A 14,112-nucleotide genomic window follows, 5' to 3' on the forward strand; every position below is an offset into this window, starting at 1 on the left:
GATGGATTGGAGGTATCAGGGTGCTGGAGTTGAAAAATGTTTTTTTAGAAAGAGAGAATAGGGTTATTATCAAAAACATGTCAGTAGCTTTTGAAGATAACAAAGTGTACTCTATTCTTGGAAACAATGGTGTTGGAAAATCCACTCTGGCATACATAATCATGGGTCTGGAGAATTATCGTGATCACAAAGGCGATATTATATTCAACTCAAAAAAAATCAATGATCTCTCCGTTTCGGAAAGATCCAAACTTGGCATCACCTTGGTCTGGCAGGAGCCTGTTCGTTTTGAAGGAATAACAACAAGAGAGTATCTAACTTTAGGTGGAAAATTAAAACTATCAAATAAGGAGCTCCTGAAGATATTGAATCTGGTAGGCTTATCCGAAGCCTATCTCGACAGGGTTGTTGACTCTTCACTAAGCGGCGGAGAAAGAAAACGAATCGAACTGGCTTCTGCACTTATCCTCAAACCAAAACTTGTTATACTTGATGAACCTGACTCTGGAATAGACATAATGTCAACAGATATGATAGAAGCCGTCCTCAACCATTTCAAGTCCAATGGTGCAACAGTGTTGGTAATAACCCACCGTGAGGAAATAGCACGGATGACCGATGAGGCTTATCTCATGTGTGGCGGTAGAATGCTTGCTAGCGGAACCCCAGATGAAATAATAGCATTCTACAAAAGGCTGTGTGATAAATGTTCACACACAAATCAACCTGTTGAGGAAGAGAAAAGGGGAGTCGGAAGATGAAAGGGAACCTATATGAAAAGGAATTTGAAACTATTGCCAAATATTATGAGCAAAGTGGTGGAGACGCGTCAAAATTCCTAAGAAAGGATATTGTCTCAATCATTGTAAGTGGTGACAAGGTGATTGGGAGAAATACAGTCTCAGGAGTTGAGCTAAAAGCAAAAGAACTCGAAAACGGTGTGGAACTCTGGATAAACGTTGCAGACAACGTTCAACTCAACAATCCGATACATCTGTGCACTGGTTACCTCAAACCTGAAGGAACTCAGCGGGTATTTATACACACCAAGATCGGAAAAAACGCAAAGGTAGATTTTATCTCTCATTGCGTCTTTCCAAAAGGCACAAACTTCACACATAAAATGATCGCAGATACTGAGATAGGAGAGAATTCAAAAGTGTCTTACAATGACACTCATTTTCATAGTCCAGACGGAGGTGTAACGGTCGAAGCTGTCTACAATACCAGAGTAGCAAAAAATGGGCTATTTGAAAATGTATTTCACTTAACAAAAACTCGTGTCGGTAAGCTATTTGTGCAGATGAAAGTGGTTCTTGAAAAAAAGGCAAGTGCCTTTTTAGAATCTAAGGTTTTCGAGAAAGAAGATGATGAAGTCGAAATAATCGAGGAACTTAACCTGGACGGAGAAAGCTCATCAGGTATTGCAAAGACGGTAGTTTTCGCAACTGACAGAAGCAGAGCAAAAATCATCAACAGAGCTTTCGGGAACGCTCCCTTTGCTAAAGGACACATAGAATGCAAGGAAGTTGTCAAAGGAGATAACGTAAACGTCGGAACTATACCGGAATTATACGTTAAAGACGAAAAAGCTGAATTAACTCACGAAGCCTCAATAGGAAGAGTCAACGTGAAACAATTAGAAACACTTATGTCAAAAGGCCTCACAGAGGATGAAGCCACGGAACTGATTGTTAGAGGAATGCTCAAATAGATTTAGGGGGGACTAAAGTGGATTACAAAGAAAAATACGTTGTCAAGAAACTCGTGGATCTTGTCAAAATTCCCAGCCCTTCGGGTTTCACTCATAGGGCCATTGAATATGTTCGCAAGGAACTCGAAACACTTGGTTTCGAACCTAAACTAACGAAAAAAGGCGCATGTTACGTGTGCCTCGGCGGTGAAGGTAATCCAGTCGCTTTCACAGCACATGTCGATACTCTCGGTGCCATGGTTAAATCCTTGAAGTCAAATGGGAGACTGGAAATCACCCCCATAGGCGGCTATATGATGAACAGTGTTGAGGGTGAAAACTGTGTGGTTCATACAAAAGATGGAAGAGAGTACACGGGAACGATTCAAACTATCGCACCATCTGTTCATGTGTTTGAGAACGCAAGAACTCTAGAAAGAAAACCTATAAATATGGAAGTACGGATCGATGAAAAAGTGAAAACCAGAGATGACCTCGAAAAACTCGGTATCGAACCGGGCGATTTCATTTCTTTTGACCCGAGGATAGTCGTTACCGAGAAAGGGTTCATAAAGAGCCGCCATCTGGATGATAAAGCAGGCGTAGCTATACTATTGACAGTAGCAAAAGACTTAAGCGAGAAAAAATTCTCGCTCAACAGAAAAGTCTACCTTTTCTTTTCAAACTATGAAGAGGTTGGACACGGCGCTTCAAGTGGTATTCCCCAAGATGTTGAAGAACTGATATCCGTTGATATGGGAGCTGTTGGTGGCACCCTTTCTACCAATGAATTCGTGGTTTCAATATGTGCTAAAGATTCCGGTGGACCCTATGACGCTCGATTGGTAAGGAATCTAGTTGAAACTGCTAAAAAGTCTGATGTAAATTACAGCGTAGATATCTATCCCTTCTACGGCTCTGATGCCGATGCTTCTCTCAGAGCAGGTTACGACATTGTTCACGGCCTCTTAGGACCAGGTGTTGAAGCTTCACATGGATATGAGAGAACTCACTACGATGGTTTAAAGAATACGATTAAATTGATTGAAAAATATCTCAAAAAAATAGTCTAAAATACGTTTAACCAACAACACCGTGTTTTTTTGGTTGAAAGACCGTGATTTTTTCTTTTGGAAAATTGAGTTATCAGCGTATAATTATATTGAAGCATTACAAAAACAGGAGGTGAAAGTATGAGAAAAGTGATCGTTTTGAGTTTGCTCCTTCTTACCACTTCATTGTTCTTTGCGTTCGGCCCAGAACTTAGTTTTGGCACAGTAACGCTTGGAGCTACCGATAGCTATTTCGTTTACATGTTCCATTATCCTGTCACAGACATAATACCTGGAATCGATCTGGATTTTGGCTTTGACATGTATCAAACCGAGATAGGCGGTCAGATGTATTTTGGTAAACCTTCACTGGACGCCACACCATCTACAAATGTTCTCAACGGGTTCTCAATCTACGCTGTAAGTCTCCGCACCAAATTGCTAGATTTGCGCTATGGCAAAATGGGATTCTACTCAAAAGGTATAGGCCTTCTTCTCAATTCTTACACAAAACCAAGAGCATGGGCTTTTGACGCTAACATTAAATTCTTCCAGCCCGGGTTGTCTTTACACGTTCCATTTGAAATTGTCTCACTAAATCCGTTTGTAGTCGACAAGACCTCTTCACTCTGGTTCGGAGGCGTTTTCTTCGATCTTCCTCTGAACCTCAAACTGGATACAACCTTCGTATGGGAATCAAATTCGGCTATAACAGACAGTGGTGAAATACCTGCTTATGGATTGACAGCTTCACTCGATTTCCCGATAGTTAACTGGAAGCTTATACGGTTGATCCCTTCTGCTGAGACAGCGATACTCGCTACCAAAGATTTCAGTCATATTGGATTCGGTGCTGGTGTTGGAGCCAGAGCTGCTATTCTCGATCTGCTGCGCATAAGGGGAGGGCTCGTTTACTATTCAGAAAACTTCATACCCGGTTATTACAACGCAGACTATGAATACAAGAAAATGATGGAACTGTATGAAGGTCAATCATGGCTTCCGAGAATCACCGATGCAGCAACTCCTGCTCTCGGCTGGTTCATAAGAGGTGACGTTGGAATAGGTGATATGCTTATTCTCAAGGTCAACGTGGATAGCTACAATACACTGCCAAATTCTCCTGTTGTTAAAGGATATTTGCGGGTAAGAATTCCTGAGGTTAACCTTGGCAAATTCGGTGGAGTTCCAGAATTCTTTGCTGAAGCTGGTTACTACCAGGATAATTTCCCGGTAGCTGAATTGTTTGGCGAGAATTGGAAAAACGCTCTTCTAAACGAAAACACCAGACTCAGCTTTGGTGCTATATATCCTCTCGCAGGAAATATGGCAGCCCACTTCATCGTGAATTACAACCCCGCAGCCAAAGATTTCGATTACCTCATAATGTTCGAATCACTCTCAGATAGAATGCCCGGAGCATGGCTCGATCCTAGCGAAGATTAATCTTTAATACTATATAGAAGACAGGGCTCCAATGATATGGAGCCCTGTCTTCATTCTACAACTTCAAACAAATCTTCTATCGTTTCTCTCCAGATTTCTTCAAAAGCGATACGATAGTTCCTTGGTTGGATCATCTCCGCCATCTTAGCAAAATTATTCAGCAAGTGATCTTCAACCAGTTGCCCGCGAAGGCTCAATAGATACTTTACAGCCTCTTCTTTGGATAACGCCTTCCTGTAAGGCCTATCTGTGGTCAGAGCATCAAAAATGTCGGCAATGGCCACTATCTGAGCAACTTCAGGTATCTCCCCATTCTTCAGGCCAAGTGGGTATCCTTTGCCATCTATCCGCTCATGATGCATCAAAACTACGTGGCGTATTAAATCCGGAAATTTCAACCCTTCAAGGAATTCTGCCCCATAAACCGGGTGCTTCCGTATCGCTTTCAATTCTTCAGGGTCAAGCTTTCCTTTCTTGTTGAGTATTTCAAGAGGAACTTTAATCTTTCCATAATCGTGAAGCATTCCGCCAATTATCAGATAGAACAAATCGGTTGTAGAATAATTCATATGACGCGCTAACGAGTAAGCAAAATACGAAACTCTGAGAGTATGGCTGGCTGTATAATCATCTCTTTGTCTCAACTCATTTACCAATTTCTTGAAAATGTCCCATAGTCTGAACAAAGCGGATTTAAGATATTTTCTAACGTGGGGAGATAATATCTTCTCTTTCCGAAGTATTTCGAAAGCTTCTATCATTACCTCTATCGCCTTAAAGCTCTCTCCTTGAGCGTTAAGGATCTCAGCTTTTAGCGCCTGACTCTCTCCATAGAGATAAGGAGTGTATTCTCTCTCCAGTATGCGATCTATCCACCGAACATACTCTTCGGCTTTGTCAATATCTCCCCGACTAACATAGTAATAACCGAGAAAGACCAGAGATATTCCCATATCCAAACGCTCAGGATTCTCAGAGTTCATTTTTTCGAGTTCTTTAACGACATTCTCAGCTTTTTCTATCTCAGAGAGAGCAAGAAAACATTTTAACTCCATAACAGCACATTTGGAAAGAAGATAGTCAAAGGCCTTCTTTTTAAGAGAGGTAACAAGGTTAAGCGCTTTTTCAAAGTCACCACGATAATAGTAATACTCCGTAAGGTTGTAGGGAGCAAGCAATGAACCGGCAAAATCTTCCGGGTACTTCATTGCCTTTTCAAGAAGTTCAACAGGGTCTTCTCCGATTTCAAAATAAGATGCCACCAGACCAAGATCATTATAATACGTAGCTCTGAGGTCCTCCGGTACAAACTTTTCTATGCCGAGTAATTCCTTCGCCTGTTTTATGACCTCCGTTCTTTTATTGAGCTCGTAACTGATCATCATATAAAAAAGCCTGAAAGAAATCTTCTCCCGGCTGTTTTCAGGAAACTTTTCGGCTATTTCCATAACTCTCTTCACAATATCATAGGCTCTTGTCAACTTTCCACGTTTCGCATTGAAAGCAGCAAGTTTTCTAAACCATTCTAAATCATAGCTACTGAGAGTATCCCTTCCCTCTGCAGTGGTACAAAGTTTTTTCAAAGCGTCAAGGTAATCTCGCTCTTTTTTATCTTCAATCTTTTTAAGAATCTCACATATTTTAGGAATACTTTTCTCAGAAATTTCTAAACCTAAAAGTAACTCCTCAACGTCCTTTTTCATAAAAACCTCCAGAATCTGCGGTTGAACAGTTAATTTCTTGCTTAATTATATCATTCAAAGCTGTTATAAAGTCTGAGAAAGACTCACAAAAAACCTTGTCCAATTTGGATTTTAATAATACAATATCTCTGTAGTCAATTAAATTCCGTTCTTATTTTTTTATTGACTAAACATTCCGCGGAGGTGTTGCAAATGCTGAGGAATATTTTTATCGTCATTTTTGTTATTCTTTCTTCAATTCTACTTGCCGAAGTATCAGAAACTACCAGTGCTACTGAAGTTACTGTTCCATCTGTTGAAGAGGAGGTTGCAACTGCTACAGTTGTGGGAGAAGAAAAAGCTACGACACCTGAAGAACTTTTGGCACGTAAAGCAGCATTAGAGGAAGAGTTGAACAGAATAAATCTACAGCTCATGGATCTTCTGACAGAATCGGTTAGTGCGGGAATGAACTTAAAAGAAAATCTCGAAAAACTGCAAACCGAGCTACAGCAATTGAAAACCCAATTATTAGGTCTTTCCAATAACTTATCGAGTTTTAAAGGTGATCAGGAAAGCTTTAACAAAGAGGTTTCCACGGCTCTCACCAGAATTGATGCACTCGTTTCACAGGTTGATCAACTCAATTCATCAATTGATCAGCTCAAAGAATCCCTGCAAAAAATCGAAACAGAGAGTATCAACATCTTTCTGGCTATCCATTGTAGCAATACTTGTCTCAGTGACCATTGCTGTACTAATTGCTTTTCAGATTATCTGAAAATGTTTTCTCAAGATCTTCCTATTTCCTGATGACACCAACCTTTTTGATTATCTTCTCAACAACGCTGTAAGATGGGAGAACAATGGAGGCACATTCGCGCTCAATAACTTTTGCTAGCATTCCATAAATGATATCTGTATCTTCAGACTCAGTAATGGTATAACCTCCGGGGTTTTTGATTTTTACAATTGCATTCGCTCGATCGTCACCCACAAGAACCCTGATCATCACCGCACGTCTATCTCCTAATTCTCCCTGTAGACACTTATTCTATCTTTTCCAGAACGTTTAGCTTTGTAGAGCTCGTTATCAGCCTTATTTACCAGTTCCCTCAAAGTCGTATCATCGGAAAATTCGGCGACTCCCGCGCTGACAGTTACCTTTATCGGCTTGCCCGTTACCGCTCTCCAATCGTAGTTTCTCAATTCATCAAGAACTCTTTCAAGAGCTTCAACTGCCTCTGCTGCTTTTATGCCCGGAAAAATTATCAAAAATTCTTCCCCGCCATATCTACCCACAATATCACTTTTTCTCATAGAATTTCTGAAAATCTTTCCTATCTCCTTCAGAACCGTATCTCCAAAGAGATGCCCATAAGTATCGTTGATTTCCTTGAAGTCATCTACGTCCAGCATAGCTACAGTTAAGGAAAGCATTCTTCTCTTTGCCAGCTCTATGTACTCCTTCAAACGACTAAGTGTAGCTTTTCGATTGAAAAGGGAAGTTAGAAAGTCGATTTCCGTAGCAATTCTTTGATCACAAAAATTGTTTACGGTTTTTGCAATTATTCCAAGCGTCTCTCCTATGCTATCCATGAAATAATAAAGGCTTTCTGCGTTCCGCGGCCTTTTGAAAGACATAACACCCAATTCCTGATCTCCAAATGATATGACAAAATTTTTGACATTATTCGTATCAAATCCATCTTCTGAAGCATCCGAATCAAACTTCAAAAGCCACTCAGATGGAGTAACAGGTTTTTCCATAGCCCTCAATAAATTGCTTTTAACATATTCATGAGGCGTAGTATCAGAATAAAATCCAAAGGAATATACTCTTCCTATACTTGAAGAGATTAATAAAATACACAATCCATCAGCGCGTACAAAGTCAAGGATCAAGCTTTTTAGTTTTCTCATCATGTATTCTTCATCATCCACGTACTGAACCAGCGAAAGAAGTTCTTTATTTATGACCTCGGTTTTCAGGGTTTCTTCTATTACATCCACAAGTTCGCCAAATGGTTCAGTGCGGGTTTTATATACCTCTTTTGACCAACCCGAAATATAATTCCCTTTCAAAAAGTTAAGAATCTCTTTTGTGATCGATTCCACATCTCCTGATTTCTTCAGGAATTTATTTGCACCACTCTTTTTGGCCCAAAAATCATTTATCGCCTCATCCGCTCCGGTTAAAATTAGGATACCAACATTCTTAAAGCTGGTATAGCTTCTTATTAGCCGGCAAAGATGTACTCCATTCATCCTGGGCATAACGTAGTCAGTTATTACCACATCTGGAAGAAAATCAAAAAACTTATTAAGACCGTCTATTCCATCGGCTGCAGTTTCAACAGTAAACCCGTATTCTATCAGTACTTTTTCCAGCAAAGTTCTCCAAGTATCACTGTCATCAACCACTAACACTTTATCCATAAACTTTCCTCACTTTCGTATTCTCATTACTCTAAAAGAATCCCCCTTCCCAGCAAACATCGTATATCAACTAAGCTCTGATTCCTCAATTAACCAGTATTAAAAACATCGCCTCTATTAAGGTAAGTTTAACTCACTTTAACTCTAGCGCCGCAGTATCACAAATCTCTACTATCATTTCTTTTGGATCATTTTTCACGCTCAGACTTCCTGTAAGAGATGGGTATATACTGCACCGACGGTCTTCTTTGCTCGGTTTGTTTATAAAGGTTCATGAGGGTGTATATCTCATCCGGTACTTCCGTGCTAACATTCAACCCGAATTTTTTAACCTCTTCTACGGTAAGGGGATAATCATGTGTCCAGTATCCTGAACAAAGTTTATCAGCAAGCTCCTGAGCTTTTTCAAACCCGAATTTATCCTTCAAAAGTTCCGTAACAAATTCCTTCATCTGGGCTATCGCTTTCTTCGAAATATCTGCCAGAATCAGTGTTTGGTCGTCAACTTTATTTATGTCCTTCTCCTTGACAACATTGAGGATTGAAGCTGCTGGATACTGTCCAATCTGAGGATCGAGCGGACCAAGAACAGCGTTTTCATCCATTACTATCTCATCAGCTGCTATGGCTATAAGTGTTCCACCAGACATAGCATAATGAGGAACGAAAACGGTGACCTTTCCCTTGTGCTTTTTTAATGCTCTGGCTATCTGTTCAGCAGCAAGCACTAAACCTCCAGGGGTGTGAATTATAAAATCAATCGGCATATCGTCGGGGGTCATTTTAATGGCCCTAAGAACCTCTTCTGAATCTTCGATGTCTATAAATCTTCTCATACTCAAACCGAAAAAGTTAACGGCCTCCTGGCGATGAATGAGGGTTATTACCCTGCTACCTCTTTTCTTTTCAATACTTCTCAGCAATGCTTCCCGGGAACTTTTGACTGATGCTGATCTCATAAATGGAATGAACATTGAGAATATCAGTATCATCCAAAAGAGCTGAAATATAAATGTTGCTGGATCGAACATTCTTTCATCCTCCTTTCGCTATTTGTTATACTTCTCTAAAATATCGATTATAGTATTTTCCAATTCTAACGCTGTTCTTGTACTGATCTCTCTAATATTTTCTATTGTTTCCTCAATGGTTTTACCAACAACACCCTGAGGACCAGCGACACAAGATTTATCCAGAGCGAGCATAGCTGAATTATACGCTACTTCACCTGAAAAACCCACTTTGTAAGCACAGGCTTCTTTCGCACCGTCACAGATCATTCCAAGGGTGCTCGAGAAAACAGTGCTCATTGCTTGAGAGATCTGCTCTGTTGAGCCGTTGAGCATATACACAATTCCCGCCGCAGCCGACGGACCCGCCGCATTTGCCGCGCCGCAAGTCGGAGTAACCTTCCCTAGCCTGCTTTTAATATACCCTAAAACCAGATGACTCAATGCAATGGCTTTGGCGATTTCTTCTCGAGTCTTCCCATACGATTTCCCGGTAATTGCGACAGGCAATATCGTAACTATTCCTTGGTTGCCGCTTCCTCCACTGCTCATTACTGGCAATGGAACCCCAGCCATTCTTGCATATGAAGCCGCTGCACAGAAGCGTTTTATCCTTATAGCAAGCTCTTCCTCTGAATTGTTGTTTTCTTTAACTGGCTTGCACAGTGATATTCCCTCATTCATAGAATACGTGGCTATTTCGAGGTTCATTTTTACTCCTTCGAATATAAAATCTACATCCTTGGCGTCTATGCGTTCGACAGTCTCTATTATTTCATCTATTGGAAATTTTTCCCCTTCAAAAAAAAACCGGCTCTTCCCGTTCCCTTTGTGAACCTTTGAAAACAATCACACCATCTCTTGCAACCAGAGAGATAGCGGTGTGATCGCCGTCTATAACACACCTTGCAGCATGATTCCTTGTTTTAACCGTTACGTCTATATAAACTCCGGGTTTATCCCTGAGACATGATAGCTTCACTTTACCTGAAGCTATCATTCTTTTCGCTTTTTCTATATGACTATCATTGCATGATTTCAACGCTCGGAGCTTCAATGAAGGATCACCACAAATAGCCCCAAGTGCCGCGGCAATCTTGTTTCCCCTTGCTCCATTAGTTCCCGGGATTACCACATACATTCCATTCTTATAAATGTTTATGCTGGTCTTAACTTCTATGCTCTCCAAAATCTCATCTTCAGGCAAATCTTTACAAGCTCTTGAAACAGCAAAGGCTATCGCACCGGGTTCCGTACATCCTAGAGCAGGCTTTACACCAGACTGTAAATACTGTGTCAATCTGATCACCGTTATTCTCCCCTCTATACTTTCTGTTTTTATGGATTAGCGTCATCTATCTATAAGAAACCCGACTTTGGTATCATTCTAACACGTAGAACCAGGTTAAAATGAACTTTTCTTTCAGTGAAAGCCTATATAATAAAAAAGGGCCTGGAGGCCCCTTTTCATTCTTGACGCGTTTAAACTTTTATTGGCATCTCACTGACGTTATCCGGAATGATCAATTTTGCCTCTGTCTGTTCAAGCACCTGATCAACTGTAACACCGGGAGCAACTTCTTTCAATAACAGTCCATCTTCTGTAGGTTCGATAACTGCTAGATCCGTTACCACAAGATCGACGGGTCTAACGGAAGTTAACGGCAGAATGCATCTCTTAACCAATTTTGGCCTTCCTTTAGCTGTGTGTGTCATAGCGACGATAACACGTTTGGCCCCGGTAACGAGATCCATTGCTCCCCCCATACCGGGAACCATTTTGCCAGGAATCATCCAGTTGGCGAGCATACCCTTTTCATCTACTTGGAGAGCACCAAGGACAGTCACGTCAAGATGACCTCCCCGTATAAGCCCAAAAGACATTGCACTATCGAAAGTCATAGCCCCGGGGAGGGCTGTTACGTATTGTCCGCCCGCGTCGGTAAGATCTTGGTTTTCCATACCCGGTTCTGGAACGGGCCCCATCCCAATAATTCCGTTCTCAGATTGGAAAAAAACCTGTATTCCTTCAGGAATATAATTCGCAACCAGTGTTGGAATGCCTATACCAAGATTAGCGAGATTTCCATCTTTCAATTCAAGTGCCACACGCCTTGCTATTAATTCCTTAGGATTCATCATTTACACCCCCCAACGACAATATAATCTACAAGTACCCCAGGGATGTGCACTTCATCAGGCGGAATAGCACCTACAGGAACAACTTCCTCCACTTCCACTATGACAACACCCCCTGCCATTACCATGAGAGGATTGAAATTTTTAGCCGTGAGAGAGAAAACGAGATTGCCAAAATAATCAGCTTTTTTTGCCTTTATAAGCGCAACATCCGCCCTAAGTGGAAGCTCGAGCAGATACTTTTTGCCATCGAGTTCGATGATCTGTTTGCCTTCTTCCACAACCGTTCCGACACCGGTTGGAGTTAAAATGCCCCCCAGTCCAACTCCACCGGCGCGAACTCTTTCTGCAAGCGTCCCCTGTGGGATGAGTTCTACTTCCAATTCCTTTTCTATCATTTGCCGCTGGGTTTCAGGGTTTGTGCCGATATGCGAAGCAATAACCTTTTTCACAAGCTTGTTAACGATGAGTTTTCCGATTCCTTTGTCTGGAAACGCTGTATCGTTGGCTATAACGGTAAGACCACCCTTTTTCGCTTTGATTATTTCATCTATCAAAGTTTCCGGACTGCCGCAACCAAGAAATCCCCCTATCATCACAGTCGCACCCTCTGGAATTAAATCAACCACTTCCTTACTTTTGATGACCTTCACCTTAGATCCTCCCTTCGGATTCCAAGTCATGGTTAGGACTACTTAGATCCTTATCAGGAACAACGGACTAACTCAGATTCTCTTTATAATAATGGCTGTTCCCATTCCACCACCAATACACAGCGTGGCAAGGCCGAGTTCAACTCCGCGTTTCATCATTTCGTAAAGCAAGGTCACAACTATTCTGTTTCCACTACAACCTATCGGGTGTCCAAGAGCTATGGCACCTCCATTGACGTTTGCTCTTTCAATTACATAATCTTTGCTGACTCCATACATTTCATTCCATTTACGGATAACCCCGAGTGTTTGCACAGCAAAAGCTTCATTTGCCTCGATAAGATCGATATCTGTGAACTTTAGACCTGCATATTTGAGGGCATTATCGGTTGCGGGAACCGGCCCAAGCCCCATAACCATCGGATCGACTCCACCCTGTCCCCAGGCAATAACTTCCGCCAGAGGTTTCAAACCGTGAGCTTTTACGTAATCCTCGCTTGCGAGAATAACTGCACTGGCTCCATCGTTAATGGTAGAGGAATTTCCAGCGGTTACTGTTCCATCTTTCTTGAAAGCAGGTCTTAACCTTGCAAGTTTTTCAATGCTGGTTTCTCTGGGACCTTCGTCGGTATCAAAAATCCTGGTCTGTTTTTTCTCAACAACCTCAACGGGTACTATCTCGTCTTTGAATTTCCCTGCAGCAATTGCCGCACGAGCGCAATTCTGGCTTTCAAGGGCATATTCATCCTGTTCTTCACGAGATATTTCGAACCGGGAAGCGATTTCTTCGGCGGTTATACCCATGTGAACCTGGTTAAAAATATCAGTAAGACCGTCAAACACCATGTGGTCAGTCATCTTCATATCGCCAAATTTAGCTCCAAACCTCGCCTTATAATCGACCAGATACGGTGCCTGAGACATGTTTTCCATACCGCCTGCTACCACAAGATCGGCCTCACCATAAGCGATATCTTTAGCACCAATAATGATAGACTTCATACCGCTCCCACAAACCATATGAACTGTGTAAGCTGGAACTTCCACAGGAATTCCCGCATAAATAGAAGACTGTCTGGCCGGACCCATACCCTGACCTGCCATAAGAACATTACCAACGATAACTTCATTAATATCTGAAGGTTCAACACCGGCCTGGTCGATAGCCGCCTTAATCGCTATAGAACCAAGTTTTGGTGCAGAAATACTCTTAAGGCTTCCACCGAATACACCAATAGCCGTTCTTTTAGCTCCAACAATAAAAACTCTTCTTTTCACGTGTACCCCTCCATTTGTTATAGATACTTGAAAAGTTTTATTCAATTTATTCTATCAGGGCGTTTTTGTACATGACAAAATCAGGTTTACGGAATGAGAAACCGTTAATTGTGTAAATCTTGAAAAAACAGGTTTTTGTTACCGAATTTACACGAATACAAAAACGAGAAGACTACATAAAAGATCTTTTGGTTCTAAAAACTAAAATTCAATCCCTTTTCGAGCAATAATCCCCTTCTGGTAGTAATGCTTCACTTCTTTCATTTCGGTAACCAGGTCTGCAATCTCAATAATCTCCTGAGGAGCGTATCTTCCCGTAAGAACCACTTCTACATGTTCGGCACGGTTATTTACAGCTTCAATAACCTCAGAAGAGGTTATCAGTTTGAAATAGAGCGCTATATTAACCTCATCCATTACCACCAGATCGAAATTCCCTTCTTCCAGCATATTCTTAAGTTTTCTTAGGCCATCTTTGGCGGCTTTTACATCTTCGTCGCTGGGCTCACCGTGTATGAAACATCCTCTCCCAAATTGCTCTATAACAAAGTTTGGGAGAAAGTCAGCAGCCTTTAGTTCACTGTAATCCATTCCTTTAACAAATTGCCCAAAGAAAACCTTTTTCCCGGCGCATACCGCCCTTAAAGCTAATCCCAATGCCGCAGTAGTTTTACCCTTTCCATTTCCTGTATAAACATGAACATATCCTTTACCCATCTT

15 protein-coding genes are annotated in these 14,112 nt (G+C 41.4%); 5 read left to right on the forward strand and 10 right to left on the reverse strand.

Translation table 11 applies throughout. The features are described 5' to 3' along the window. Positions 1-20 precede the first annotated feature (20 nt). The 4 genes from DU53_RS03000 to DU53_RS03015 all read left to right on the forward strand — a co-directional run bounded on the left by DU53_RS03000 (position 21) and on the right by DU53_RS03015 (position 4,191). A complete protein-coding gene (locus tag DU53_RS03000) occupies positions 21-761 on the forward strand; it encodes an ABC transporter ATP-binding protein (RefSeq protein ID WP_063727395.1) in 741 nt (246 codons plus the stop codon). After that, complete coding sequence (locus DU53_RS03005) at positions 758-1,714, forward strand: SufD family Fe-S cluster assembly protein (RefSeq protein WP_012745088.1); 957 nt, start codon at positions 758-760, stop codon at positions 1,712-1,714. The genes DU53_RS03000 and DU53_RS03005 overlap by 4 nt, the downstream gene beginning before the upstream one ends. A 17-nt stretch (positions 1,715-1,731) precedes the next feature. Continuing rightward, entirely contained in the window at positions 1,732-2,766 is a 1,035-nt protein-coding gene (locus DU53_RS03010) for a M42 family metallopeptidase (protein ID WP_012745089.1), read from the forward strand. A 120-nt stretch (positions 2,767-2,886) separates the two neighbouring features. Beyond that, positions 2,887-4,191, forward strand: coding sequence for a hypothetical protein (locus DU53_RS03015; protein ID WP_012745090.1), 1,305 nt, complete (start codon positions 2,887-2,889; stop codon positions 4,189-4,191). Positions 4,192-4,241: 50 nt separating this feature from the next. On the opposite strand, the gene DU53_RS03020 is transcribed toward DU53_RS03015, so the two are convergent. Then, entirely contained in the window at positions 4,242-5,894 is a 1,653-nt protein-coding gene (locus tag DU53_RS03020) for an HD domain-containing phosphohydrolase (protein ID WP_063727397.1), read from the reverse strand. A 192-nt stretch (positions 5,895-6,086) separates the two neighbouring features. Here DU53_RS03020 and DU53_RS03025 point away from each other — a divergent pair, with 192 nt between their 5' ends. Further along, positions 6,087-6,686: a hypothetical protein gene (locus DU53_RS03025; RefSeq protein WP_063727399.1), complete on the forward strand. Its 600-nt coding sequence runs from the start codon at positions 6,087-6,089 to the stop codon at positions 6,684-6,686. Here DU53_RS03025 and DU53_RS03030 read toward each other — a convergent pair. The 9 genes from DU53_RS03030 to cobO form a co-directional block, all read right to left on the reverse strand. Continuing rightward, on the reverse strand, positions 6,676-6,885 hold the full coding sequence (locus DU53_RS03030; RefSeq protein ID WP_161484738.1) for a chemotaxis protein CheB: 210 nt from the start codon (positions 6,883-6,885) through the stop codon (positions 6,676-6,678). The two genes, DU53_RS03025 and DU53_RS03030, sit on opposite strands and share 11 nt — an antisense overlap. Before the next feature lie 17 nt (positions 6,886-6,902). Next, a complete protein-coding gene (locus tag DU53_RS03035; RefSeq protein ID WP_012745093.1) occupies positions 6,903-8,312 on the reverse strand; it encodes a diguanylate cyclase in 1,410 nt (469 codons plus the stop codon). A gap of 188 nt (positions 8,313-8,500) precedes the next feature. Continuing rightward, positions 8,501-9,343, reverse strand: a complete 843-nt coding sequence (locus tag DU53_RS03040) for an ATP-dependent Clp protease proteolytic subunit (protein ID WP_012745094.1) — start codon at positions 9,341-9,343, stop codon at positions 8,501-8,503. A gap of 18 nt (positions 9,344-9,361) precedes the next feature. Continuing rightward, positions 9,362-10,171 carry an L-serine ammonia-lyase, iron-sulfur-dependent, subunit alpha gene (locus DU53_RS11835; protein WP_082853779.1) on the reverse strand — a complete coding sequence of 270 codons (810 nt, stop codon included), beginning with the start codon at positions 10,169-10,171 and terminating at the stop codon, positions 9,362-9,364. Then, the gene (locus DU53_RS11840) at positions 10,122-10,631 is read right to left on the reverse strand and encodes a hypothetical protein (RefSeq protein ID WP_082853780.1); all 510 of its coding nucleotides are present in this window, start codon (positions 10,629-10,631) and stop codon (positions 10,122-10,124) included. Before DU53_RS11840 ends, DU53_RS11835 begins: the two co-directional genes overlap by 50 nt. A gap of 173 nt (positions 10,632-10,804) precedes the next feature. Beyond that, positions 10,805-11,461 (reverse strand): 3-oxoacid CoA-transferase subunit B, encoded by a 657-nt coding sequence (locus tag DU53_RS03050; protein ID WP_063727436.1) that lies wholly within the window; start codon positions 11,459-11,461, stop codon positions 10,805-10,807. Continuing rightward, positions 11,461-12,114 carry a CoA transferase subunit A gene (locus DU53_RS03055; RefSeq protein ID WP_063727403.1) on the reverse strand — a complete coding sequence of 218 codons (654 nt, stop codon included), beginning with the start codon at positions 12,112-12,114 and terminating at the stop codon, positions 11,461-11,463. Before DU53_RS03055 ends, DU53_RS03050 begins: the two co-directional genes overlap by 1 nt. A gap of 72 nt (positions 12,115-12,186) precedes the next feature. Continuing rightward, entirely contained in the window at positions 12,187-13,392 is a 1,206-nt protein-coding gene (locus DU53_RS03060) for an acetyl-CoA C-acetyltransferase (RefSeq protein WP_063727404.1), read from the reverse strand. A 201-nt stretch (positions 13,393-13,593) separates the two neighbouring features. Next, the gene (gene cobO, locus DU53_RS03065) at positions 13,594-14,109 is read right to left on the reverse strand and encodes a cob(I)yrinic acid a,c-diamide adenosyltransferase (protein WP_063727406.1); all 516 of its coding nucleotides are present in this window, start codon (positions 14,107-14,109) and stop codon (positions 13,594-13,596) included. Between the last annotated feature and the right edge of the window lie 3 nt (positions 14,110-14,112).

It is taken from the genome of Kosmotoga sp. DU53, assembly GCF_001639905.1.
GTDB lineage: Bacteria > Thermotogota > Thermotogae > Petrotogales > Kosmotogaceae > Kosmotoga > Kosmotoga olearia.

What these genes read in the sequence shown, in the direction of transcription:
- DU53_RS03005 (WP_012745088.1), top strand. Translation starts at nt 758, where the DNA reads ATGAAAGGGAACCTATATGAAAAGGAATTTGAAACTATTGCCAAATAT.
- cobO (WP_063727406.1), bottom strand. Translation starts at nt 14,109, where the DNA reads ATGGGTAAAGGATATGTTCATGTTTATACAGGAAATGGAAAGGGTAAA.
- DU53_RS03020 (WP_063727397.1), bottom strand. Translation starts at nt 5,894, where the DNA reads ATGAAAAAGGACGTTGAGGAGTTACTTTTAGGTTTAGAAATTTCTGAG.
- DU53_RS03040 (WP_012745094.1), bottom strand. Translation starts at nt 9,343, where the DNA reads ATGTTCGATCCAGCAACATTTATATTTCAGCTCTTTTGGATGATACTG.
- DU53_RS03050 (WP_063727436.1), bottom strand. Translation starts at nt 11,461, where the DNA reads ATGAATCCTAAGGAATTAATAGCAAGGCGTGTGGCACTTGAATTGAAA.
- DU53_RS03025 (WP_063727399.1), top strand. Translation starts at nt 6,087, where the DNA reads ATGCTGAGGAATATTTTTATCGTCATTTTTGTTATTCTTTCTTCAATT.
- DU53_RS03035 (WP_012745093.1), bottom strand. Translation starts at nt 8,312, where the DNA reads ATGGATAAAGTGTTAGTGGTTGATGACAGTGATACTTGGAGAACTTTG.
- DU53_RS03015 (WP_012745090.1), top strand. Translation starts at nt 2,887, where the DNA reads ATGAGAAAAGTGATCGTTTTGAGTTTGCTCCTTCTTACCACTTCATTG.
- DU53_RS03030 (WP_161484738.1), bottom strand. Translation starts at nt 6,885, where the DNA reads ATGATCAGGGTTCTTGTGGGTGACGATCGAGCGAATGCAATTGTAAAA.